At 63.5% G+C, this 23,454-nt stretch carries 16 protein-coding genes and 4 tRNA genes; 16 read left to right on the forward strand and 4 right to left on the reverse strand.

Features of this window, described 5'->3' with window-relative positions; genetic code table 11:
- Window positions 1–5 precede the first annotated feature (5 nt).
- The 7 genes from O3300_RS18910 to kefC all read left to right on the forward strand — a co-directional run bounded on the left by O3300_RS18910 (window position 6) and on the right by kefC (window position 11,248).
- Window positions 6–1,502, forward strand: a complete 1,497-nt coding sequence (locus O3300_RS18910; RefSeq protein WP_305053802.1) for a S41 family peptidase — start codon at window positions 6–8, stop codon at window positions 1,500–1,502.
- Between the two features lie 163 nt (window positions 1,503–1,665).
- Window positions 1,666–4,386: a TonB-dependent siderophore receptor gene (locus tag O3300_RS18915; protein ID WP_305053803.1), complete on the forward strand. Its 2,721-nt coding sequence runs from the start codon at window positions 1,666–1,668 to the stop codon at window positions 4,384–4,386.
- A gap of 125 nt (window positions 4,387–4,511) precedes the next feature.
- Window positions 4,512–6,332: a M14 family metallopeptidase gene (locus tag O3300_RS18920; protein ID WP_305053804.1), complete on the forward strand. Its 1,821-nt coding sequence runs from the start codon at window positions 4,512–4,514 to the stop codon at window positions 6,330–6,332.
- Between the two features lie 61 nt (window positions 6,333–6,393).
- The gene (locus O3300_RS18925; protein ID WP_305053805.1) at window positions 6,394–7,536 is read left to right on the forward strand and encodes an ankyrin repeat domain-containing protein; all 1,143 of its coding nucleotides are present in this window, start codon (window positions 6,394–6,396) and stop codon (window positions 7,534–7,536) included.
- A 99-nt stretch (window positions 7,537–7,635) separates the two neighbouring features.
- Window positions 7,636–8,778, forward strand: a complete 1,143-nt coding sequence (locus tag O3300_RS18930) for a glycosyltransferase (RefSeq protein WP_305053806.1) — start codon at window positions 7,636–7,638, stop codon at window positions 8,776–8,778.
- A gap of 10 nt (window positions 8,779–8,788) precedes the next feature.
- Window positions 8,789–9,361, forward strand: coding sequence for a tyrosine-protein phosphatase (locus O3300_RS18935; RefSeq protein WP_305053807.1), 573 nt, complete (start codon window positions 8,789–8,791; stop codon window positions 9,359–9,361).
- A gap of 63 nt (window positions 9,362–9,424) precedes the next feature.
- Complete coding sequence (gene kefC, locus O3300_RS18940) at window positions 9,425–11,248, forward strand: glutathione-regulated potassium-efflux system protein KefC (protein ID WP_305053808.1); 1,824 nt, start codon at window positions 9,425–9,427, stop codon at window positions 11,246–11,248.
- 19 nt (window positions 11,249–11,267) lie between these two features.
- On the opposite strand, the gene pepF is transcribed toward kefC, so the two are convergent.
- The 4 genes from pepF to O3300_RS18960 form a co-directional block, all read right to left on the reverse strand.
- Entirely contained in the window at window positions 11,268–13,151 is a 1,884-nt protein-coding gene (gene pepF / locus O3300_RS18945) for an oligoendopeptidase F (protein WP_305053809.1), read from the reverse strand.
- A gap of 179 nt (window positions 13,152–13,330) precedes the next feature.
- Complete coding sequence (ttcA, locus tag O3300_RS18950; RefSeq protein WP_257219065.1) at window positions 13,331–14,266, reverse strand: tRNA 2-thiocytidine(32) synthetase TtcA; 936 nt, start codon at window positions 14,264–14,266, stop codon at window positions 13,331–13,333.
- A 32-nt stretch (window positions 14,267–14,298) separates the two neighbouring features.
- A complete protein-coding gene (locus tag O3300_RS18955) occupies window positions 14,299–14,697 on the reverse strand; it encodes a dihydroneopterin aldolase (RefSeq protein ID WP_046682033.1) in 399 nt (132 codons plus the stop codon).
- Window positions 14,698–14,750: 53 nt separating this feature from the next.
- Window positions 14,751–15,539, reverse strand: coding sequence for an SDR family oxidoreductase (locus O3300_RS18960; protein WP_305053810.1), 789 nt, complete (start codon window positions 15,537–15,539; stop codon window positions 14,751–14,753).
- Window positions 15,540–15,613: 74 nt separating this feature from the next.
- Between O3300_RS18960 and O3300_RS18965 the strand changes: the two genes are divergently transcribed.
- The 9 genes from O3300_RS18965 (at window position 15,614) to O3300_RS19005 (ending at window position 23,428) form a co-directional block, all read left to right on the forward strand.
- Window positions 15,614–16,765, forward strand: coding sequence for a class I SAM-dependent methyltransferase (locus O3300_RS18965; protein ID WP_305053811.1), 1,152 nt, complete (start codon window positions 15,614–15,616; stop codon window positions 16,763–16,765).
- A 149-nt stretch (window positions 16,766–16,914) separates the two neighbouring features.
- Window positions 16,915–18,006, forward strand: a complete 1,092-nt coding sequence (locus tag O3300_RS18970) for a J domain-containing protein (RefSeq protein ID WP_305053812.1) — start codon at window positions 16,915–16,917, stop codon at window positions 18,004–18,006.
- A 63-nt stretch (window positions 18,007–18,069) separates the two neighbouring features.
- Window positions 18,070–19,665 (forward strand): DUF3369 domain-containing protein, encoded by a 1,596-nt coding sequence (locus O3300_RS18975; protein ID WP_305053813.1) that lies wholly within the window; start codon window positions 18,070–18,072, stop codon window positions 19,663–19,665.
- Window positions 19,666–19,798: 133 nt separating this feature from the next.
- Window positions 19,799–21,445, forward strand: a complete 1,647-nt coding sequence (locus O3300_RS18980; protein WP_077398774.1) for a tetratricopeptide repeat-containing response regulator — start codon at window positions 19,799–19,801, stop codon at window positions 21,443–21,445.
- A 223-nt stretch (window positions 21,446–21,668) separates the two neighbouring features.
- Window positions 21,669–21,753 (forward strand) — tRNA-Tyr (locus O3300_RS18985).
- A 62-nt stretch (window positions 21,754–21,815) separates the two neighbouring features.
- A tRNA-Gly gene (locus tag O3300_RS18990) sits at window positions 21,816–21,889 on the forward strand.
- 43 nt (window positions 21,890–21,932) lie between these two features.
- Window positions 21,933–22,007: transfer RNA gene (locus tag O3300_RS18995), tRNA-Thr, on the forward strand.
- Between the two features lie 88 nt (window positions 22,008–22,095).
- Entirely contained in the window at window positions 22,096–23,286 is a 1,191-nt protein-coding gene (gene tuf / locus O3300_RS19000) for an elongation factor Tu (RefSeq protein ID WP_077398776.1), read from the forward strand.
- A 66-nt stretch (window positions 23,287–23,352) separates the two neighbouring features.
- Window positions 23,353–23,428, forward strand: a tRNA-Trp gene (locus O3300_RS19005).
- Window positions 23,429–23,454: the final 26 nt, after the last annotated feature.

Here is a 23,454-nt window from a genome sequence, read left to right on the forward strand (position 1 = left end):
TCGTCATGTCTTCCCTGCGCTTTTCCGCCCTGGCGGTTCCTCTCGTATTGTTGTTGAGTGCCTGCGGCGGAGGTGGCGGCGGCAGCGACAGCGCGCCCGTCGTGCCGCCCGTGACGCCGGCGGGTCCGGCGGCGCTGGTCGCTTCGTCCACGGTCGAGAACCGCTGCGCCGCGCCGCGCGGCAGCAGCATCGACAAGCCGGGCACCTTGCTCGATGAACTGACGTGGGTGCGCAGCTGGATCGATGAAACGTATCTGTGGTACCGCGAAGTGCCGACCACCTACCAGGCGCAAAGCTTCGCCACGCCCGTCGCGTACTTCGATGTGCTGAAAACGACGGCCATGACGGCATCCGGCAAGCCGAAGGACCAGTTTCATTTCACCTTGCCGACGACAGAATGGGAAGCTTCGCTCAACGGCGTGGAACTGGGCTACGGCATGCTGCTGGCGCTGACGCGTAGCACGCCGCCGCGCAAGGCGGTGATCTCGATCGTCGAGCCGGGCTCGCCGGCGGCACTGGCGGGCTTGCGGCGCGGTGACGTGCTGCAAACCGTCGATGGCGTCGATTTCGTCAATGCCCCCGACGCGGCCAGCGTGGCTATCCTCAACGCCGGCCTGTTCCCCAAGGCGCAAGGCGCGCACACGCTGGGATTGAGCCGTAACGGCGCGCCCCTGTCGGTGAGCCTGACGGCGGTGGACGTGAGCACCAGCGCCGTGCAGAACGAGCGCATCATCGACACGCCCACGGGCAAGGTGGGCTACCTGACCTTCAACACGCACAACAACGTGGCCGAACGTCAGCTGGTCGAGACCATGGCCCGCTTCCAGGCGGCCGGCATCAGCGACCTGGTGCTCGATGTGCGCTACAACGGCGGCGGTTACCTCGATGTCGCCAGCGAACTCGCCTACATGATCGCCGGTCCGCAAGTCACCACCGGCAAGACCTTCGAGCAGGTGCTCTTCAATGACAAGACGCGGCCGGAAGCGCCCGTGCCATTCCATGCGCAAAGCCAGGGCTTTCCCGCGCAGAATCCCTTGCCCAAGGGCACGCCGCTGCCCTCGCTGGGGCTCAAGCGGGTGACCTTATTGACAACGGGCAACACCTGCTCGGCCAGCGAAGCGATCATCAACGGCTTGCGCGGCGTGGACGTGCAAGTCAACCTGATCGGCGGCACGACATGTGGCAAGCCCTACGGTTTCTATCCCGCGCCGAATTGCGGCACCACGTATTTCGCCGTGCAATTCCAGGGCGTCAACGCCAAGGGCTTTGGCGACTTTGCCGATGGCATGGCGCCGACCTGCGACGTGGCGGACGATTACCAGCATGCGCTGGGCGACGCGGCGGAAGGCATGCTGGCGGCGGCGCTGCGCTACCGCAGCAGCGGCAGCTGCACGCCGGCCATGGGGGCCACCAGGCTGTTGAGTTCGATGGAGAGTCCGGCCGACGCGGCCACGCGCCTGTTGCGGCCCTCCTACAAGGAAATTGCCATCAGGCGCCGTTAACACGCATGTTCCTGCCATGAGCTAGCGAGGACGCCTGGCGTTTTCCTGCTCATGAATATTTCTATATAACAATTTTGATATATAGAAAGATGAATCCATTCGTTCTGGAATGACTGACATTTTGCTATCTTGCCGCTTTTCTCCCACCTTGAGAAGCGCAACGATGTCGAAACAGTTCAAGTTAACCCCGCTCAGCCTTGGCGTACTGGCCATCCTGGGCGGCACCGCATGGCAGGCGCACGCGCAAACGCAAGCGCCCGCAGCGGATCAGCAGGCGGCGGCCACCCCGCCAGCCGTCGTGGTCACCGGTTCGCGCATTCCCCGCGCCAGCCTGGAAGGCCCGTCTTCCGTCACCATCCTGACCGGCGACGAAATCACCAAGCAGGGCTACAAGAACGTCTTCGACGCGCTGACCAGCCAGGTGCAGAACAGCGGCTTTACGCAGGGCGAGGATTACGGCAATACCTTCACGCCGTCGGCCAATACCATCAGCCTGCGCGGCCTGGGTCCAAACCATACCTTGATCCTGCTGAACGGTCGCCGCCTGGCAGACTTCCCCATCGCCTATGACGGCGCCGTCAACTTCACCAACCTGGCGAACATCCCGTCGAGCATTGTCGACCGCATCGAAATCCTCAACGGCGGCGCCTCGGCCATCTATGGCTCGGACGCGATCGCCGGCGTGGTCAACGTGATCCTGAAAAAACAGACGGACGGCTTCGATATCAACGTCAAGCTGGGCGGCACCTCGCGCGGCGGCGCCGGCAACCAGCGCGTGCAGCTGACGGGCGGCGGCAATTTCGACAAGCTGCATACCCTGTTCAGCGTGGAACTGAGCCAGCGCGACCCGCTGTGGAGCATGGACCGCGACTTCATGACCAGCCGCTCCGGCGTGCCGACGACGATCGCCGCGCGCCGTACCCTGGTGAAAGGCAAGGCCGGCAACTATGTCGACCTGGGCGACACCTGCGGTCAGTTCGGCGACATGTTCGGCGGCAGCGTCAGCAAGTATACGGCGGCAAACGGCAGCTATTGCGCCAGCCCGAAAGCCCGCCCGACCTTCTGGACCACGCAGACGAAGAACCAGAGCCAGAACGTGTTCGGCAGCGCCAATTACGAGCTCGATGCCGACACCACCCTGTTTGCCGATGTCCTGATCGGCAAGAACAAGACCGTCAACAATACGCGCGGCCCGTCGTGGACCTCGGTTTCGCTGAACGGCAATTCCTTTCTGAACCAGAACAGCGGCGCCTACGAAGAGTGGACGCGCTTTATCTCGCCCGAGGAAATCGGCGGCGTGCAGCGCTACAACCGCAGCTGGGACGACCTGGCCACGGCCATCTCGCTGGGCGCCAAGGGTCGCATTCCGGGCAGCGCCTGGCAATATGAGGCGAACTACAACGCCTCGGTCTACACGAGCGAAGCCCACCGGCCGCAGTTGCGCTCGAACATCGACAGCTTCTTCCTGGGACCGAAGCTGGGCACGGACGCGAATGGCGTGGCCATCTACGCCCCCGATCCCGCGCGCCTGTCGCAGCGCCTGACGCCGGCCGAATTCGACAGTATCAGCGGCTACAGCGACAGCAAGGACAAGGCCTGGACGAATACCCTGAGCCTGGCCACGAATGGCGACCTGTTCCAGCTGCCTGCCGGTACGGTGAAAATCGCCACGATTGCCGAAGCAAGCAAGCAGGGCTTCAGCAACGAACCCGACGCGCGCATCGACCAGGGCTATTTCAATGTCGCCACCGGTTCGGGCGTCACGGCCGGCACCCGTTCGCGCTATGCGCTGGGTGCGGAGTTGAATGTGCCGCTGCATGAAAAGCTGACCGCTACCGTCGCCGGCCGCTATGACCGCTACAGCTTTGCCGGCCGCAAGGAAGGCAAGTTCACCTACAACGGCGGGCTGGAATTGCGCCCGGCGCCGGAGCTGCTGTTCCGCGCCAACTATGCCACCAGCTTCCGCGCGCCGGACATGAATTACATCTACCAGGCACGCGGCAAAGGCTATTATGCGAGCACCACCGACTATTACCGTTGCGATGCTGCGGGTAAGGCCATCGACGGCTGCGAGTATGCCAATAAATCGCCGGGTGCCGATTACGTGCAGAACGGCAGCCGCGACCTGCAGTCGGAAAAGGGCAAGTCCTTCGGCGTGGGCGCCGTCTGGTCGCCGAGTTCCAATTTCGACGTTTCGGTCGATTACTGGAACATCAAGATCGACGACCTGGTGACGAATCTGGACGCCGACAAGCTGCTGCGCGACGAATCCGATTGCCGCCTCGGCAAAGCCGATATCGGCTCGCCGACCTGTATCGATACCCTGGGCCGTATCGAGCGTTACGCGGCCAATGCCTTGAACAAGGCGGGCGAGATCAAGACGATCACCGTCAATCCGATCAACGCGGCCAAGCAAAGCAGCAGCGGCATCGACGTCAGCCTGAAGTATCTGCTGCGCACGACGGACTATGGCCGCTTCGCCTTCAAGGCCAACTACGCCAAGGTGCTGAGCAAGAAATCGCAGCAATTTGCCGGCGATGCAGAGACCGACGAAACCAAATCGATGACCAACAGGGATTGGCCCGACAAGTTGAACCTGAGCGTCAACTGGGCCGCGGGCGACTGGTCGAATACCTTGCTGGTCAGCCGTTACGGCAAGGTGCCGAATGCCGCCGGCAAGGCTTACCTGACGCCGACGGCGCTGGCCAACATCAGCACCGTCTACCGCATCAACGACCGCGCCACCGTTTCGCTGATCGTCAACAACGTGTTCGACAAGATCAAGCGCGATAGCAGCAACGGCTGGCCGTACTACCTGATCGGCAACTACAGCCCGCAAGGCCGCCAGGGGTGGGTCGAGTTCAACTACCATTTTGGCTCGTAATTCACGCTTGCCGAAGCAAGGCCGGAGCAGCTGACGCTGTTCCGGCTTTTTTATTTTCCGGCGCGTTTTTATCCGACCGCCACTCTATAATTGCCCGCTTGTCCTCTCTCGATGGAGTTTGACCCATGCTACGCCACGCCCTGCTGTCCACCGCCCTGTTGACCGTGTTTGCCGCCAGCGCACACGCCGCTCCCGTCCTGACGACGGTGGCCGAGCGCTCGGGCTTTTTGAATACGGGCCGCTACGCGGAAGTGGAAGCTTTGTGCCGCCAGTTCCAGGCGCGCTATCCGAAGCAGGTGCGCTGCGTGGAGTTCGGCCGCACGCCGGAAAACCGCCCCATGCTGGCGCTGGCCGTGACGAATACGGGCGCGCTGACGCCGGCCGAAGCGGCGCGCCGCAAGCTACCCGTGCTGCTGGTGCAGGGCGGCATCCATGCGGGCGAAATCGATGGCAAGGATGCGGGCTTCCTGGCCTTGCGCGAAGTCCTGGAGGGCAAGGCGGTGCCCGGCGCGCTGGACAAGCAGGTGCTGCTGTTCGTCCCCGTCTTCAATGTCGATGGCCATGAGCGCTTCGGCCAGTGGAACCGTCCGAACCAGCGCGGTCCCGTGGAAATGGGCTGGCGCAGCACGGCGCAAAACTACAATCTGAACCGCGAATACATGAAGGCCGATACGCCCGAGATGCAGCACATGCTGGCGCTGGTCAATGCCTGGGATCCGCTGGCGTATGTTGACCTGCACGTCACCGACGGCGCCCAGTTCGAACCCGATATCTCGATCCAGGTCGAACCCGTGCATGCGGGCGATGCGGCCCTGCGCGTGGCGGGAACGGCGCTGCGCGACGGCGTGCTGGCCGACCTGGCCAGCCAGGGTTCGGACCCGAAACCGTTTTATATTTCGTTTGCCGAGAACGACAATCCGCAATCGGGTTTTGTCGATTCGGCGCCGAATCCCCGCTTCTCGCATGGCTATTTCCAGCTGCGCAACCGCTTCGGCATGCTGGTGGAAACCCATTCGTGGAAGGATTATCCGACCCGCGTGCGCATCACCCGCAACACCATCGTTTCGCTGCTGTCGCAAGTGGCGCAGCATGGCGTGCAGTGGCGGCAAACGGCGCTCGAGGCGGACGCGCGCGCCGCGCAGCTGGCCGGTGCCACCCTGCCGCTCACCTACAAGACGACGGAGAAGAGCCGCATGATCGCGTTTCGCGGTTACGCCTACACGCGCACGCCGTCCGAAGTGTCGGGCGCGCTGATGACGCGCTACGATGAAACCACGCCGCAGATCTGGAACGTGCCATTGCGCGACGAGATCGTGCCCGACCTGCAGCAGGCCGCGCCGCAGGCCGGCTACCTGGTGCCCGCCGCGCAGGCGCAGATGGTGGCGGCCAAGCTGCGCCAGCATGGCGTGTCGTACCAGGTACTGGCTGGCGCGCCGGGCAAGCTGCCGGTCGAGACCTTCCGCGCCACGCAGGTGAAATTCGGCGCGCAGTCGTTCGAGGGACGCCAGACGGCGGTCGTGCAGGGCGAGTGGCAGAAAGAGGCGCGCGTGGTCGGTGCGGGCGCGCTGTACGTGCCCGTCAACCAGGCCAAGGCGCGCTTGGTCGTGGCCCTGCTCGAACCGCGCGCGCCCGATTCCCTGCTGGCCTGGGGCAGTTTCAATACGGCCTTCGAGCGTAAGGAGTACATGGAAGAATACGTGGCCGAAGACGTGGCGCGCGCGCAGCTGGCGGCCGACCCGGCGCTGGCAGCGCAGTTCCAGCAGAAGCTGGCCAGCGATCCCGCATTTGCCAAGAGCCCGGCGGCGCGCCTGGAATTCTTCGCCCGCCGCCACGCGTCCTGGGATGAGCGCCTGAACCTGTATCCGGTGCTGCGCACGGATGTGGCGCCGGCCGGCCTGGCATTGCCGCCGACGCGCACACCGAAGTTGTCAAATCGCACGGATTAATCGGAAGAAAATGCTATTCTCCGCTCGATGATGGCGCCGCCACCACGAGCAGAGAACATGCATGGTCAACAAGACACTCTACAACCAGCACCGCGAGACGTTTTTTCGCCTCTGCGACGCCGTCGGCGAAAATCAGGTGGAACAGGTGCGCAGCCTGCTCGAGGCCACGCCGCTGCTGTTGACCTTTCGCCACTACAACATGGATGACGGCGAATCGCTGCTGCATCTGGCCGCGGCCGGCGGTAGCCGCGACGTCTGCGTCCTGCTCGTGTCGCTGGGCCTGGACATCGACCTGCCCTTGCCCGGCTACCGCAACCATACGCCGCTGGACGTGGCGGCGGGCCATGGCCATCTGGATACCTGCCGCTGGCTGCTCGGGCATGGCGCTGCCGTCGATGGCTTGCCGGACAAGATACTCTCGCCGCTGGCCAGCGCCTGCGTTGGCGGCCACCAGGACGTGGTGGCATTGCTGTTGCAGTCGGGTGCCAATCCGAACCGCCTGCATACGCGCTGGAACCAGGCGCCGGTCGATATCGCCAGCGGCTGGGGCTTTCCCGCTATCGCCCAATTGCTCGCTGCCGCCGGCGGCGTCAGCATACTCGATGTGCCGCAGCAAGCGGCCGCCTCGCCGCAGGAATCGATCCGCACCTTCATGCACAACAGCGCCGGCTGGGTATTGCCGGCCGTGTTCAGCCCGGACAGCGGCGATGCGCGCTTTTCGCTGGGGATCAGCTGCATCGGCGGCAAGAGCGATTTCAAGCTGTTGTTTACGGTCGGCCTGTTCCAGCAATCCCCGATGACCGAACTGGCCATCTGCCTGCCTGGCCGCTGGCCGCTGACCGTGCACGGCTTTGCGGAGCACAGCCCCTGGCGCTTTCCGGTGGCGCTGCTGGCACGCCTGGGACGGCGCACGCTCGACCAGGCCAGCCTGGCGGCGGGCGAGCTGCTGCGGCGCGACGATCCGCACCTGACGGACCTGGCCTGGCCGGATGGCGTCGACGCGCTGCTGGCCATCGACAAGCGCTGGAATCCGGAGCCGGAGGAGGACATTGCCGACGATGACAAGGTCACCATCTATCTGCTGGTACCGGTGAAGTTCACGAAAAAAGGCGCGCCTGACGCCAGCGCCTTGCCGGCCTTGATCGAACGCAAGCTCAAAGGCAGCTGGAAAGTGTCGGCCTTGCCCGTCCCCGTCATTGGCTAGCGCGCGCGTGGCCAGATCAAACCGGCCAGCTTGCAGTGATGTTATCCTGCTAATGCATCTTTCGCGTCCGCGCGCAACCTGTTCACGCATCGGTTTTTCATGACACAAAAAATTCTTCTCCTGAGCGTCTCGGCCGGCGCCGGCCACATGCGCGCGGCGCAAGCCATCGAGGCGTATGCGGCGCGCGATGACGGCGGCCCAGCGGCGCTGGCCCTGCATCTCGACGTGATGGACTTCGTCACGCCTGCATTTCGCAAGCTGTACACGGATTTGTATATCAAGCTGGTCAACAAGGCCCCCGCGCTGTGGGGCTATTTGTATCACGCCACCCACGATGCGCCGCGCGACGGCTCGATGCAGCGCCTGCGCCGCGCCGTCGAGCGCCTCAACACGCGCGCGCTGATGGCGCGGATCGCCGCTTTTCAGCCCGACGCCATCATTTGCACGCATTTCCTGCCGGCCGAATTGCTGTCGCGCGCATTGCGCCAGCAGCAGCTGGCTTGCCCCGTGTGGGTGCAGGTCACGGATTTCGACTTGCACCGCATGTGGGTGCACGAGCAGATGCAGGGCTATTTCGCCGCCACCGACGAAGTGGCGTTTCGCATGCGCCACGAAGGCATCCCCGCCGGGCGCATCCACGTGACGGGCATCCCCATCATGCCCGCATTCGCGCAGGCGCCCGACCGCGTGTCGTGCGCGCAGGCGTTTGGCCTCGACCCGCGGCGCACGACGATCCTGCTGATGGGCGGCGGGGCGGGACTGGGCAGCCTTGAAACGGTCGCCGCGCGCCTGCTGGCGCTGCCGGGTGACTTCCAGCTGATCGTGCTGGCGGGGAAAAACACCGCCGCGCTGGCGGCGCTGCAGGCATTGGCCGGCCAGTATCCGGGCCGCTTGCTGGCGCAAGGCTTTACCAGCGAAGTCGAGCGCCTGATGGCGTGCGCCGACCTGGTGATCACCAAGCCGGGCGGGCTGACCACCTCGGAATGCCTGGCGCTGGGCTTGCCCATGATCGTCAACTCGCCGATTCCCGGCCAGGAAGAGCGCAATGCCGACTATCTGCTGGAGCAGGGCGTGGCCCTGAAGGCATTCGATGCCGTCACCCTGGAATACCGGGTGCGCCTGTTGCTCGAGCATCCCGAGCAGTTGCAATCGATGCGCGCAAAGGCGCTGGCCCTGGGCCGCCCGCGCGCCGCCCTGGACGTGCTGGCGCAGGTGCTGCGCGCCGGCGCCGTTCTTCAATAACCAGGAAACCATGATGCTGCATGTCGTACTGTTGACCCTCGCCCTGGGGCTGGCCGCCGCGCCGGCCGGGGCGCAACCATCGCCGCCACGCCATCCGGACTGGGCCACGCCGCTGCCGCAGGTGTCGAACCTGCACCAGGTCACGCCCGTCCTGTACCGCAGCGCTAGGCTGGATAGCGCCGACGTGGCCCAGTTGCAGGCGCTGGGCGTGAAGACGGTGATCAGCCTGCGCTCCTTCCACTCCGATACGCAGGTGCTGGAAGGCAGCGGCATCCGCGCCGTCCGCATCCCCATCAATACCTGGGCCATCCGCGACCGCCATGTGATCGACACCATGCGCGCCATCCGCGCCGCCGGACAGCAGGGTCACGTGCTGCTGCATTGCCTGCACGGCGCCGACCGCACGGGCATGATGGCCGCCATGTACCGTATGCTGTACCAGGGCTGGCCGCGCGAAAAGGCGATCGACGAGCTGAAAAATGGCGGCTACGGCTACCACGCCGTGTGGAAGAATATCGAAAGCTACCTCCAGCGCGTGAATGTCGACGAACTGCGCGCGCGTATCGATGCGCCGCAACCCTGATACCCCGCTGGCGCGCCACTTCAGGCATGATTGCGATTCCAGTCACGTTTTTCCGGAATCCGCATGGAACACCACAGCTTTCTCATCAACATACTGTTTTACCTGGTCGCCGCCATCATCATGGTGCCGCTGGCCAAGCGCCTGGGCATGGGCGCCGTGCTGGGTTACCTGGTAGCCGGCGTCGTCATCGGTCCCTGGGGCCTGGGCCTGATCAAGAATGTCGAGGTGATCCTCAGCTTTTCCGAATTCGGCGTGGTGCTGCTGCTGTTTTTAATTGGCCTGGAGCTGGAGCCGAAGCGCTTGTGGCTGTTGCGCCGTCCCATCTTTGGCTGGGGCGGGGCGCAGGTGGGCGTCGTCAGCGCGGGCTTGTGCGCCGTGGCCATGGCCTTTGGCGTGGACTGGCGCACGGCGCTGGTCGGCGCGCTGGGCCTGTCGCTGTCGTCGACGGCCATCGTGCTGGCCACGCTGGGCGAACGCAAGCTGATGAGCACCCCGGCCGGTTCCGCCGGCTTTTCCATTTTGCTGTTCCAAGATATCGCCGCCATTCCCATGATCGCGCTGGTGCCGCTCTTGGGCGGGCTGGTCACGCACAGCGGCGAACCGGGCTGGCTGCGCGTGGCCAAGCTGGCCGCCGTGCTGGCGGCGCTGGTGATCGGCGGGCGTTTTCTGGTGAACCCCATCCTGCGCTTCATCGCCAGGACGGACTTGCGCGAAATCTTCACGGCCTTCGCCCTGCTGCTGGTGATCGCCATCTGCGTGCTGATGGAATCGGTGGGCCTGTCGATGGCGCTGGGCACCTTCATGGCGGGCGTGCTGCTGGCCGACTCCGAATACCGCCATGAACTCATTTCCGACCTGGAACCGTTCAAGGGACTGCTCCTGGGCCTGTTCTTCATTGCCGTGGGCATGTCCGTCGATTTCGGCGTGCTGCGCGCGCAGCCGCTGCTGATCCTGGCCCTGGTGGCGGGCCTGCTGGCGGTGAAGATCGCCTTGCTGTACCTGCTGTCGAAGTTTGTCGACATTCCCCGCGGCCAGCAGCTGTTCTTTGCGCTGCTGCTGTCGCAAGGCGGCGAATTTGCCTTCGTCGTGTTTGCCGCCGCCGAGGCCGCGCACGTGTTTGCGCCGGAGACGGCCGCGCTGTTGGTCGTGGTGGTGACCCTGTCGATGGTGGCCACGCCCTTGCTGCTGCTGTTGCACGACAAATTCGTCGCGCCGCGCCTGCAAGGCGAGAAGAAGCGCCGCCCCGACGACCATATCGAGGCGCAGGACAATCCCATCGTCATCGCCGGTTTCGGCCGCTTCGGCCAGATCATCGGCCGCCTGCTGGCAGCCAACAAGATCGGCGTGACGGTGCTCGATCACGACCCGGACCAGATCGACCTGCTGCGCAAGTTCGGCTTCAAGGTGTTTTATGGCGACGCCACGCGCGTGGACCTGCTGGTGGCGGCCGGCATCGAGAAGGCCAGGGCGCTGGTGATCGCCATCGACAATGTGGACGACAGCCTGGCGCTGGTCGACGCCGTGCGCCTGCGCCTGCCGGAACTGACGATTCTGGCGCGCGCGCGCAACGTCACGCATTACTATGAATTGATGAAGCGGGGCGTGACGCTGATCGAACGCGAAACGTTCGCCGCGGCGCTGCTGCTGGGCGAGCAGACCTTGCAGCAGGTGGGCTTCAGCCCGGAGCGGGCGCAGCGCGCGGCCGGCATCTTCGGCCGGCATAACCTGAAAACCCTGCTGGAAGTGGCGCCGCACTTCCAGGACCAGCAAAAAGTCATGTCCCTCACGCGCCAGGCGCGCGAGGAACTGGAAGACATGTTCGAGAGCGATGCGGCGGCGTTTGCGGCAGCGGGGGCGGACAAGCCGGAATCAGACCAGCCGGCCTGATTCCGGTCCGCGCGGGCGCTTATTTCCCCCGGCGGCTTTCAATCGCCTCGATCTGGTCCATGATGCCGTTCATGCGCGCCGCCAGCGCCTGGTACGGTTTCGGCGAGGCCAGGTCGACGCCGGCCGCCTTCACCAGCTCATACGGATACGCGGAACCGCCGGAGCTGAGCATCTTCAGGTAGGCGGCCAGCGCGCCCGGCTCCTTGTCGAGGATGCGCTGCGCGAAATCCTGCGCTGCGGCGATCGAGGTGGCGTACTGGAACACATAGAAGCCGTGATAAAAATGCGGCACATAGGCCCATTCCAGCGCGTAGGCGGGATCGATGGTCATGACGCCTTGCGCCTCGCCATGGTAGCGCTTGAGGATGCCGGCATAGATGGCCGTGATCTCTTCGCCCGTCAGCGCTTCTCCTTTATCCACCTTGCCGTGGATGGCCGCTTCGAATTCGGCGAACATGGCCTGGCGGAAGTAGGTGCCGCGCAGGTTTTCCAGCGCCGCGCCCAGGTACAGCAGGCGCTCGTCATCGTCCTTGGCCTGCTTCAGGCGCGCGTCGAGCAGCAGCGCCTCGTTCGTCGTCGAGGCGATTTCCGCGACAAAGATGCTGTACGGCGCATAGATCGATGGCTGCGCCTTGTTGGCCAGCACCGAGTGCATGGCGTGGCCCCATTCGTGCGTCAGGGTGCTGACGGCTTCGTAATTGTCCGTGTAGTTGAGCAGCACGAACGGGTGCACGTCGTACGCGTCGCCATTCATGTAGGCGCCCGCCACCTTGCGCGGGCGCGGGTACACGTCCATCCAGCGCGCGTTCACGGCGGCGGTGAGGGCCTTGACGTAGTCGGGGCCCAGCGGCGCGACGGAATCGAGCATCATCTGCTTGCCGTCGGCCAGCGGGAAGCTGCGCTCGCTTTTCAGCAGCGGCGCATAGATGTCGTAATACGCGAGGTCCTTGACGCCCAGCATGCGCGCGCGCAGCTTGAAGTAGCGGTGCAAGGTGGGCAGATTGGCGTTGGTTTGCGCGATCAGGGTCTGGTAGACGGCGGGCGGCAGATGGTCGGCGTCGAGCGCCGCGCTTTGCGAATCGGCATAGCGGCGCACTTTCGCATACGCGGCGTCCGTCTTCAGCTGGCCGTACAGGGTTTCGCCGAACGTGCGTTCATATTCCTTCCACTTGCCGAAGAAGGCGTCGAACACCAGCTTGCGGTCGGCGCGCTGGTCGTCACCCCGGTATTTCGTGTACGCCGCCTGGTCGAGACGTACTTCCTTGCCGTCCGACAGTTTCACGGTCGGCCATGGGATTTCCGCATTGGCCAGGGTGCGGTAGACACTGGCGGCCGAGCTTGTTGCGAGGCCGAACTGCGCCACCAGCTGTTCGCCAGCCGCGTCGAGCGTGTGCGGCGCGCTGCGCAGCATGTTGCTCAATTGAAAACGGTATAGTTGCAAACCCTTGTCCTTCGCCAGCATGGCGTCGATGCGCTTGCCGCCCAGGGCGAGGATTTCCGGCTGCAGGAAGGTTGTCGCCTGGGAGAAGTCGTTGCCCAGCAGGGCGGCGCGCTGGTTCAGCTGGTTGCCCTTGCTGTCGCCCGTATCCTGGTCGTAATACTGCGCCGCATAGGTGGTGAGCGTGTTGACGCGCTTGCGCGCCTCGGCGTACAGGTCCAGGCAGCTTTTCAGGCGGGCCGGCGACGCTTTCAACTGCCCCTTGCAGGCGCCCAGTTGCTGCAGCTGCACCGACAGCTTTTTCGCGTCGGCGTCGAACGCGGCGTCGTCTTGATACAGCGCCGTCAGGTCCCAGCGGTCGGCTTGTCGGTCGCCTGGCGTGGGGACGGGCGCAGCGAAGGCGGTGGAGAGGCCGAGGGCCAGCAGGGAGAACAGCAGGGGGCGCTTGAGCGCGGATGGCGTCATGGTTCATTCCAGTGAGGTTGTCGGAAGAATGCGTGCTGACCGCCGTGCAGGGATGCGCGCGTGACGCACCGCGTACCGGCAGAGCTGACTACGGTACCTCAAATGGACGCGGGGGGAAAGAGGCGGAGGGAAGATACCGCGCGCCACCTGGACGGTGGCGGCGGAACAACAGGAGGTTTTTACAGCGGTTGCAGCGCGATGGTGCCGAACGTGGTCGGCGTCGAGCATGGCTCTTCATCGAAGGCGATGTCGCCCATGGGGTTGGCCACGCCGTCCGCCTTCAAATCCTTGAAGCCGAACAGTTTCGGGTCCATCAGGTGGGACGGCGCCACGTTCGACAGGGCCGAGAAGATGCTTTCCACGCGGCCGGGGAATTTCTTGTCCCATTCGCGCATCAAGCCCTTGATCTGCTTGCGCTGCAGGTTTTCCTGCGAACCGCACAGGTCGCATGGAATGATGGGGAAGCCCTTGACTTCCGCATAGCGCTGCGTGTCTTCTTCCTTCACGTAAGCCATCGGGCGGATGACGATGTGCTTGCCGTCGTCCGACTGCAGCTTGGCCGGCATGCCTTTCAGTTTGCCGCCGAAGAACATATTCAGGAAGAATGTTTCCAAAATATCATCGCGGTGATGACCCAGGGCGATCTTGTTGGCGCCCAGCTCGTCGGCCACGCGGTACAGGATGCCGCGGCGCAGGCGCGAGCACAGCGAGCAGGTCGTCTTGCCTTCCGGAATCAGGCGCTTGACGATGCTGTAGGTATCCTGGTTTTCGATGTGGAAGGCGATGCCCAGTTCCGTCAGGTAGGCGGGCAGGATTTCCGGCGGGAAGTTCGGCTGCTTCTGGTCCAGGTTGACGGCGACGATATCGAAGTGAATCGGCGCGCGTTCGCGCAAGGTCATCAAGATGTCCAGCAGCGCATAGCTATCCTTGCCGCCGGACAGGCAGACCATCACCTTGTCGCCGTCTTCGATCATGTTGAAGTCGCCGATGGCTTGTCCCACCAGGCGGCACAAGCGCTTGTGCAGCTTGTTGTTTTCCAGGGCGATCTTTTCCGCCTTCTTGCGTGCCAGTTTCTGCGCTTCCACATTGGCCGGCACTTCCACGGCGGCCGTCATCGTTTCCAGTACGGCGGTGTCATTCATGTTGTTCATGCTTCATCCTTGATCTTGAATACTTCCACGCCCACGCCTTCGCAGTCGGGATACACGTCCGGTTTCATGCTCGATACGCGCGCGGCGCGCACGCGCGGGTGGGCCAGCATGGCGGCCAGCACGTCGTCGACCAGGCTTTCCTGCAGCTGCACGTGGCCTTGCGCCATGCGTTTGGCGATGGTTTCGCGCATGAAGTCATAGTCGACCACTTCTTCCAGCTGGTCATCCTTGGGCGTCGACAGGGCCAGGGGAATGTACAGGTCGACGTTGATGAGGACGCGCTGCTCGCCCTTTTTCTCGAAGTCGTAGACGCCGATGTTGATGAGGACTTCGTAATTGCGCAGGAACAGGCGGCGGCAATCGGCCAAGCGAGGGTGGGACAGGGCGGACGACATAGTTTTACCTTTTAGGGAATGCTGGAGTGCTGGTTGTTTGGTAGGGCTGCTGATTATTTGGTCAAAAACATGACGTCGCGCGGCAAGCCGATCAAATGCTGGCCGCCATCGACCAGCAGGGTCGTGCCCGTCAGCGCGCGCGCGCCGGCCACGTAGCAGACGCTGTCGGCCACATCCTCGGGCGTGCTGGAGCGTCCCAGCGGCGTGTTTTCATGCGCCTTGGCAAAGTTCGCTTCCGTCTGCTCGCCGGAGACCATGGTGATGCCGGGGGCAATGCCCACCACGCGCACTTTCGGCGCCAGCGCCTGGGCCAGCATGGTGGTCGCCGACAGCAGCGCCGCCTTGGACAGGGTGTACGACAAAAAATCAGGATTGAGATTGTACAGTTTTTGGTCCAGCAAGTTGATGACCACGGCTTGCCCGCCTGCCGGGGTGGCCTGGTACAGGGCTTGCGCCAGCAGGATGGGGGCGGCCAGGTTGGCGTGCATGTGGGCGTCGAGCGCGGCGACGGAAAAATCGCCCGCATTGTCGTATGCAAACAACGATGCGTTGTTGACGATGCACGTCACGGGGCCCAGCGCCGCCTGTGCCTGCGGCAACAGCTGGCGCACGGCCTCTTCCTGCGCCAGGTCGCAGGGGAACGCTTGCGCGCGGCGGCCCAGCGCGGTGATTTCCGCGACCAGGCTGAGCGCCTCGTCGCGCGAATCGCGGTAATGCACGGCGATATCCCAGCCGTCGCGCGCCAGGCCCAGCGCGATGGCGCGGCCGATGCGGCGCGCCGCGCCCGTGACGAGGGCGACGCGGGGAGTGCTGTCGAATGGCGTTGTCGTTGCTTCTGTCATGTCTTTGTTATGGTTGAGATATTCGGTGGACGCCACACTGGCGGCATGCGCCGCCGATTCGCTACAATGCGGGAATGTCTCTTCCCGCACCCGATAGCGACGCGCTGGCCGCGTCCCATGCCTTGCAGCACCAGATTGCCGCCGAAATCGCGCGCAATGACGGCGCCATTCCCTTTGTCCGCTTCATGGAGCTGGCGCTGTACGCGCCTGACCTCGGCTATTACAGCGGCGGCGCCGCCAAGCTGGGCAAAGATGGCGATTTTACAACCGCACCGGAGATTTCGCCCCTGTTCGGCGCCACCCTGGCCCATGTGGCAGCCGCTATTATGGCGCAAACGGCCCCGCGCATCCTCGAATTCGGCGCCGGCACGGGCAAGCTGGCCTTTGATATCCTGACGGAAGCGGCGAAGGCCGGCATTCCTGTGGAACAGTATGCGATCGTCGAACTGTCCGGCGAATTGCGTGCGCGCCAGGAGCTGGCGCTGGCAGCCTTCCCGCAAGTGGTGTGGCTCGACGGCTTTCCCGACAGTTTCGAGGGCGCCGTGTTCGGCAATGAAGTGCTGGACGCCATGCCCGTCAACCTGATCAGCAAGACGCCCGCCGGCTGGTGCGAACTCGACGTCAGCATCGCCGACGGCCAGTTCGTGTTTGTCGAACGGCCCGCTGGCGCCGACGTGGCTGCGCAGATCGCCGCCCAGGTGCCCGAGGCGGACGCCTTGCCCGTCGGCTATGTCACGGAAATTCATGGCGTCGCCTGCGGTTTCATGCGCTCGCTGGCGCGCATGCTGACCAATGGCAAGGGCGGCGCGGCCGTGCTGTTCGACTATGGTTTCCCTGCGCATGAGTATTACCTGGACTTGCGCGCCACGGGCACTCTGATGTGCCATTACCGCCATCACGCCCACGCGGAACCGTTTTATCTGCCCGGCTTGCAGGACATCACGGCCCACGTGGATTTTACGGCGATGGCGGTGGCGGCGCAGGAGGCGGGCCTCGATGTGCTCGCCTACATGAACCAGGCGTCCTTCCTGCTGGGCGCGGGTCTCGGCGACTTGCTGCTGCGCACCGATCCGGAGCAGGTCAAGACCTATTTGCCGCAGGCGAGCGCCGTGCAAAAACTGGTGTCGCCCGCCGAGATGGGGGAATTGTTCAAGGTGCTGGTAGTGGGGCACCGCGTGGAGTTGCCGGAAGTGCTGTTGTCCAGCGACCGCAGTCACCGCTTGTAAGCGCCTGCAATATCAAGGCAGGGCAGTATCGCCCTGCAATTTCCTGTCCGCCGGTGGTTATTATCTTGTCATATCGTATATGATGACCGACACAGCACGGTTCCATCCTGCAAGAACCCGTCGCCGCGCACCGATTTCAAGATAGAACGATGGGAAAGATACATACACACTATGACAACCTGAAGGTGGCGCGCCTGGCGCCGCAGGAAGTCATACGTGCCGCGTACAAAGCCCTCAGCCAGAAATACCACCCGGACAAGAATCCCGGCGACGAAAAGGCCGCCCGCATCATGGCGATCCTCAACAGCGCCTATGGCACCTTGTCCGATCCACAACGCCGCAAGGAACACGACGAGTGGATCGCCGCCGAGGAGTGGGAAATCGAATGGCTGGAAAGCACCCACCAGGAAGAAGGCAAGAGCCGCGATGGCCGCGCGAAAGGCCATGCCCAGCCGCATGAACACGCCTGGGCGCAGGATGTGCCGCCGCCGAAGGGCAAGCCGCGGCGCGGCCTGCAACCCGTCTGGCGCAACTGGCGCTGGTGGCTGAGTTTGTTTATCTGCCTGTTGCTGGGCTGGCTGGCCGCCTTGCTGATGCTCGACACGTCGCAGCCCGTGCCTGCCGCGCTGGCGTCGGCCTGGAGCGGCCTGGCCCGCGACGGCGCCAAGCCCCATGCGGAAGCGGCCACGCCGGCGGCTGGTGCCGTGTCGTCGTCGAAAGGCGAGGCGGTGGCAGTCGACAGCTGGGCCGTGGGCAAGCCGTATGCGCCCGAGCCGCCGCAAGCGAAGACGCCGGAGATCCGCGTGCTGGCCGTGTCCCAGCTGAGTTTGAAAGGCATCCAGCCCGCCTGCGATGGGGCAGGCAAGGTCGAGTCCCCATCGCTGGTGGCGCCGAATGGCGAACCCTGGCCGGCCCATTCCGGCTATGTCGATGGATTCCCGATCGGTAACAAGGGCGATGAGCTGGCCGTGAGCATCGACAACAGCGGCAATGCGGCGCCCGTGTTCGTCAAGCTGTTTGACACGGAGCGGCGCTCGAACGTGCGCTACCTGTACATCCTCGCGTACGACAAGCTGCTGGTGGAGCAGCTCAGCGCGGGCAAGTATGAAGTGCGCTACCAGGCCGTCGGGCCGGGCCAGGATAGTTGTGGCGGCGCCACGCGCAGCGGTGCCTCGGCGCCGGCGTCGTCGCCGTCCGCCAGCGAAGGCGGTACGCAGAATCCTGTTGTAAGCAGCATCTAATCTGATTATGCTTGATATGCGTCAACGCAGCGTCCACATCGAACTTATCCATTAGGAGTATTCATGACCGACCTCAAGGCCGATGCAGATGATAACTGGCTGCTCGACGAAGATGAGCCGGTGGCCAGTCCTGCCGGGCTGGCCGCGCCCGACCAGCGCCTGTGGCGTGTCCTGATCGTCGATGATGACGTCGACGTGCATGCGGTCACGCGGCTGGCGCTGCGCAATGTCAGTTTCAAGGGCCGCGAACTGGAACTGTTTTCCGCCTACAGCGGCCGCGAGGCGTACGACATCCTGCGCGACACGCCCGATATCGCGCTGGTGCTGCTCGACGTGGTGATGGAAACGGATGACGCCGGCCTGATCCTCGCCAAGCGCATCCGCGCCGACCTGAACAACTCCATCGTGCGCGTCGTGCTGCGCACGGGCCAGCCGGGCCAGGCGCCCGAGCAGCGCGTCATCATCGAATACGACATCAACGATTACAAGGCCAAGACGGAACTGACGACGCAAAAGTTGTTTACCACCGTCATCTCGGCCCTGCGCGCCTACGAGAGCCTGATGATGCTCGAACGCAGCCGCATCGGTCTGGGCAAGATCCTCGCCGGCGCCACCAATCTGTATCAGATCCATTCCCTGCGCGAATTCGCTTCCGGCGTGCTGAACCAGGTCAGCGCCATCCTCGACGTGGGCGCCGACGGCGTGCTGTGCCTGATGCAGGGCGGCGCCGGACGGCCCGAGGTGGTGGCCGCCACTGGCACGTATGCCGTGCTGGCCGAGTCCGAAGCGATGCCGGCCGACCATGCCCTCACGTCCACCATCGACAAGGCGTTTGCGGAAAAGCGCAGCCAGTTCGAGCATCCGGCCAATGTGCTGTTCATCCATACGGAAGGCAACCGCGAGCTGGCCATTTCCGTCACGCCGCCGTGGCCGCTGGCGCAGATCCAGCGCGACTTGCTGGAAGTGTTTTGCCAGCGTATCGCCGCCGCCTTCGACAACCTGTACATGTTCGGCCAGTTGCGCAAGGCGCAGGAAGCGACCGTGGTGGCGCTGGCCGACCTGGCCGAGTTCCGCGACAGCGACACGGGCGGCCACGTGCGGCGGGTGCAGTTGTTGTCCGACGCTATCGCCCGGCGCATGCAGCAGCGCGGCGTGTATGCCGACGAGCTGACCCCGCAGCTGCTCGACATGATCGGCCTGGCCAGCATCCTGCACGACGTGGGCAAGGTGGCCACGCCGGACGCCGTGCTGCTCAAGCCCGGCAAGCATACGGACGAGGAGCGGGCGCAGATGCAGCTGCACGCCAGCGTCGGGCGCACCATCCTCGAGCGGGCCGCCAACATGGTCGACGGCGTCAGCTACCTCACGTATGGCGCGCAGATCGCCGGCGGCCACCACGAACACTTCGATGGCGCCGGTTATCCGAATGGCTTGAAAGGGCGCGACATTCCTGTGGCCGCGCGCATCGTTGCCGTGGTCGACGTCTTCGACGCCTTGCTGCACGAGCGGCCCTACAAGGAGCCGTGGCCGTATCCGCAGGTGCGCGAATACATCGAACAGCGCAGCGGCAGCCAGTTCGATCCGGAAGTGGTGACGGCGCTGCTGGAACTGATCGACCATGAGCCGCAACTGTGGCATCCGGAGCGCGCCGTCGCTTGAGCAGCAACGTCGTCGGCATTTTTCGGCACGCCGCCATTCCCTTGCGCGCGGCGCCGTCATATACTCGGCAGCCTCATGCTGGCTGGCGCCACGCACCAGTGTGGCGCGCCGCGGAGTTTTCGGACATCACGACATGAAAGAACTCAAGGGCCTTAGCGCACTGATCATCGAGCCGCATCCGGGCATGCGCGCCAGCCTGCACAATATGCTCAACCTGTGCGGCCTGGCGAAGATCGATGACGCGGCCAGCTCGGGCCAGGCGATTCGCATGCTGGGCAGCAAATCGTATGATTTGATCCTGTGCGAATACGATCTCGATGGCGGGCAGGATGGCCAGCAGATGCTGGAAGACCTGCGCCACCACAAATTGATGCACGCATCGACCATGTTTTTCATGGTCACGGGCGAAGGCAGCTTCGCCAAGGTGGTCAGCGCCGTCGAACTGTTGCCCACCGATTACATCCTCAAGCCCTTCACCGCTGACAACATGCTGGAACGCATCGGCCGTGCGCTGGACAAGCGCAACGCCTTCGTGCCCGTGTACGAGTTGATCGACGTGGGCAACGAGCGCGCGGCGATTGCCGCCTGCGCGGAGGGCGCCAGCCTGTATCCCCGTTACGCCACTGATTTTCTGCGCTTGCGCGCGGAATTGCACCTGCTGCTGGGCGAAGCGGCCGACGCCGAGCCGATCTACGCGGGCCTGTACGCAGCCAAGTCCATCGGCTGGGCGCGCCTGGGACAGGCCAAGACGCAGTTCCTGCTGGGCGAGTACGAAGCGGCGCAAGGCACCCTGGAGGGATTGCTGGAAAACAACAAGCGTTTTCTCGACGCATATGACTGGCTGGCGCGCACGCATCTGGCGCAAGGCAAGCCGGAACTGGCGCAGGCCGCCCTGAGCGAAGCAGTGGCCCTGTCGCCGCACGCCGTGCGCCGCTTGCGCCGCTTGGGCGAGGCGGCCCTGGCGGCCGACGATATCGAGATGGCGGAAAAATCCCTGAAGTTGGTCGTCAGCAAGGCCAAGTATTCGGAATTCCGCGACCCGGAAGACCACGTGCGCCTGGTGCAGACCCTGGTGCGCAAGGGCGACCCGCTGCAGGTGGGCGCCGTGATCCGCGACCTCGACAAGTCGATGGGCGGGCAAAAGAATGCAGAACTGTGCAGCGCGCTGTGCAGCGCCATGCTGCATGCGCATACGGGCAACGAGGAGCGCCTGCAGCAATCACTGGACGCGGCGCTGGCCGCCAACCGCCACAGCGTGGGCGGCTCGAACATGCTGAAAACCGAACTGGCGCGCCACTGCCTGGCGCATGGGCGCGAAGATGGCGCCGCCGAGGTGATGCGCGAAGTCATGCGCAATGCGCCCGACAGCGCCGCCATGACGCGCGCCATGGCCGTGTTCGAACATGCTGGGCGCGAAGAGCTGGCCAAGGCGCTGGCGCGGCAAAGCCGCCAGGAAGTGGCCGACATGGTGGCGGCCGGCGCCGCCAGGGCGGGAGAGGGCGATTTCCGCGGCGCCGTCGATTTGATGGGCGAAGCCGTCACGCGCCTGCCCGATAATCCGCAAGTGGTGTTCAATGCGGCCGTGGCCGTGCTGAAGTGCCTGGAACACGAAGGCTGGGATGAGCGCATGGGGCAGCAGGCGCTGACGTTTATCGCCGGCGTGCGCCGCCTGGACCCGCGCAACCCCAAATTGCCCGTGCTGTCAGGCCTGCATCAGCAGTTGTTGCGTAAATATAAGCCTCTCGGCAACTCCTGGATGCATCCGCCTGACGCCCGGTAAAAGGGAAAAATGACGGGAAAATGCGGCTTCCCGGCAGGGGGGGATAAAAAAAATCCAAAAAAAGCAGACTTTTTCGCGCCAACCCTTGCACATTCTCAAATCGGGAGCTTATAATCACGCCCCGAAGCAGCCAACTTCTTCTTTATAAGCAAATGCAGCAGTCAGGCATCAGTAAATAAGGTTGACAGTTGTGAGTAGATGCTTCATACTCTGCGGTTCCCGCGGAGGGGTGGCCGAGTGGTTAAAGGCGACAGACTGTAAATCTGTTCTCTATGAGTACGCTGGTTCGAATCCAGCCCCCTCCACCAAGTTTTTGCAAGGAAAACTGGGTAGTAGCAAAAGTAAGTGAAGATAAAGTGAACGATACCTCGCGGGTGTAGCTCAATGGTAGAGCAGAAGCCTTCCAAGCTTACGACGAGGGTTCGATTCCCTTCACCCGCTCCAGTTTCCGTTCAGATGCTTGATGCATCGCATGCAACAAATTACAGCCCTTGTAGCTCAGTGGTAGAGCACTCCCTTGGTAAGGGAGAGGCCACGTGTTCGATCCACGTCAAGGGCACCAGAATTCGCAGCAGGCAGCACAGAAGCAATTCAAACCAGACCGTCGGGCGTGTGCCTGAGCAATCTAATCAAATCATTAGGAGTTCAAAATGGCAAAAGGTAAATTCGAACGGACCAAGCCGCACGTCAACGTCGGCACCATCGGCCACGTCGACCACGGTAAAACCACGCTGACCGCTGCAATCGCAACGGTTCTGTCGAAGAAATTCGGCGGCGAAGCTAAAGCATACGATCAGATCGATGCGGCTCCAGAAGAAAAAGCGCGCGGTATCACGATTAACACCGCCCACGTCGAGTACGAAACGGAAACGCGTCACTACGCCCACGTTGACTGCCCAGGCCACGCCGATTACATCAAAAACATGATTACCGGTGCTGCCCAGATGGACGGCGCGATCCTGGTGTGCTCCGCAGCTGACGGCCCAATGCCACAGACCCGCGAACACATCCTGCTGGCCCGCCAAGTTGGCGTTCCATACATCATCGTGTTCCTGAACAAGTGCGACCTGGTCGACGACGCAGAGCTGCTGGAACTGGTTGAAATGGAAGTGCGCGAGCTGTTGTCGAAGTACGAATTCCCAGGCGACGACCTGCCAATCATCAAAGGTTCGGCACGTATGGCGCTGGAAGGCAAAGAAGGCGAAATGGGCGTTGACGCAGTGCTGCGTCTGGCCGATGCGCTGGATGCTTACATCCCAACGCCAGAGCGCGCTGTTGACGGTGCATTCCTGATGCCAGTAGAAGACGTGTTCTCGATCTCGGGTCGCGGTACCGTTGTGACCGGTCGTATCGAGCGCGGCATTGTTAAAGTCGGCGAAGAGATCGAAATCGTTGGTATCACCGATACCGTCAAAACGACTTGCACCGGCGTGGAAATGTTCCGCAAACTGCTGGACCAAGGTCAAGCAGGCGACAACGTTGGTCTGCTGCTGCGCGGCACCAAGCGTGAAGACGTGCAACGTGGTCAAGTTCTGGCAAAACCAGGCTCGATCAAGCCGCATGCTCACTTCACCGGCGAGATCTATGTTCTGTCGAAAGACGAAGGCGGCCGTCATACGCCATTCTTCAACAACTATCGTCCACAGTTCTACTTCCGCACGACGGACGTAACCGGTTCGATCGAGTTGCCAGCAGACAAAGAAATGGTCATGCCAGGCGATAACGTGTCGATCACCGTCAAGCTGATCAACCCGATCGCGATGGAAGAAGGTCTGCGCTTCGCTATCCGCGAAGGCGGCCGTACCGTCGGCGCCGGCGTGGTTGCAAAAATCATCGCATAAGGAAATGTTATGCTTCCACCCGGGGCGTCCTGGGTGGTAGAATAGCACTCCTCGAAAGTTTTACGTAGGGACGTAGCTCAATTGGCAGAGCGTCGGTCTCCAAAACCGAAGGTTGGGGGTTCGATGCCCTCCGTCCCTGCCACCGTCAAGGTGCAGGGCACCGAAAGT

It is taken from the genome of Janthinobacterium sp. SUN206 (genome assembly GCF_030587305.1).
Taxonomy (GTDB): domain Bacteria; phylum Pseudomonadota; class Gammaproteobacteria; order Burkholderiales; family Burkholderiaceae_D; genus Janthinobacterium; species Janthinobacterium kumbetense.

Excerpts from the sequence above, each read along its gene's own strand:
- O3300_RS18910 (WP_305053802.1), top strand. The coding sequence starts at position 6 with ATGTCTTCCCTGCGCTTTTCCGCCCTGGCGGTTCCTCTCGTATTGTTG.
- O3300_RS18915 (WP_305053803.1), top strand. The coding sequence starts at position 1,666 with ATGTCGAAACAGTTCAAGTTAACCCCGCTCAGCCTTGGCGTACTGGCC.
- O3300_RS18920 (WP_305053804.1), top strand. The coding sequence starts at position 4,512 with ATGCTACGCCACGCCCTGCTGTCCACCGCCCTGTTGACCGTGTTTGCC.
- O3300_RS18925 (WP_305053805.1), top strand. The coding sequence starts at position 6,394 with ATGGTCAACAAGACACTCTACAACCAGCACCGCGAGACGTTTTTTCGC.
- O3300_RS18930 (WP_305053806.1), top strand. The coding sequence starts at position 7,636 with ATGACACAAAAAATTCTTCTCCTGAGCGTCTCGGCCGGCGCCGGCCAC.
- O3300_RS18935 (WP_305053807.1), top strand. The coding sequence starts at position 8,789 with ATGATGCTGCATGTCGTACTGTTGACCCTCGCCCTGGGGCTGGCCGCC.
- kefC (WP_305053808.1), top strand. The coding sequence starts at position 9,425 with ATGGAACACCACAGCTTTCTCATCAACATACTGTTTTACCTGGTCGCC.
- pepF (WP_305053809.1), bottom strand. The coding sequence starts at position 13,151 with ATGACGCCATCCGCGCTCAAGCGCCCCCTGCTGTTCTCCCTGCTGGCC.
- ttcA (WP_257219065.1), bottom strand. The coding sequence starts at position 14,266 with ATGACGGCCGCCGTGGAAGTGCCGGCCAATGTGGAAGCGCAGAAACTG.
- O3300_RS18955 (WP_046682033.1), bottom strand. The coding sequence starts at position 14,697 with ATGTCGTCCGCCCTGTCCCACCCTCGCTTGGCCGATTGCCGCCGCCTG.
- O3300_RS18960 (WP_305053810.1), bottom strand. The coding sequence starts at position 15,539 with ATGACAGAAGCAACGACAACGCCATTCGACAGCACTCCCCGCGTCGCC.
- O3300_RS18965 (WP_305053811.1), top strand. The coding sequence starts at position 15,614 with ATGTCTCTTCCCGCACCCGATAGCGACGCGCTGGCCGCGTCCCATGCC.
- O3300_RS18970 (WP_305053812.1), top strand. The coding sequence starts at position 16,915 with ATGGGAAAGATACATACACACTATGACAACCTGAAGGTGGCGCGCCTG.
- O3300_RS18975 (WP_305053813.1), top strand. The coding sequence starts at position 18,070 with ATGACCGACCTCAAGGCCGATGCAGATGATAACTGGCTGCTCGACGAA.
- O3300_RS18980 (WP_077398774.1), top strand. The coding sequence starts at position 19,799 with ATGAAAGAACTCAAGGGCCTTAGCGCACTGATCATCGAGCCGCATCCG.
- tuf (WP_077398776.1), top strand. The coding sequence starts at position 22,096 with ATGGCAAAAGGTAAATTCGAACGGACCAAGCCGCACGTCAACGTCGGC.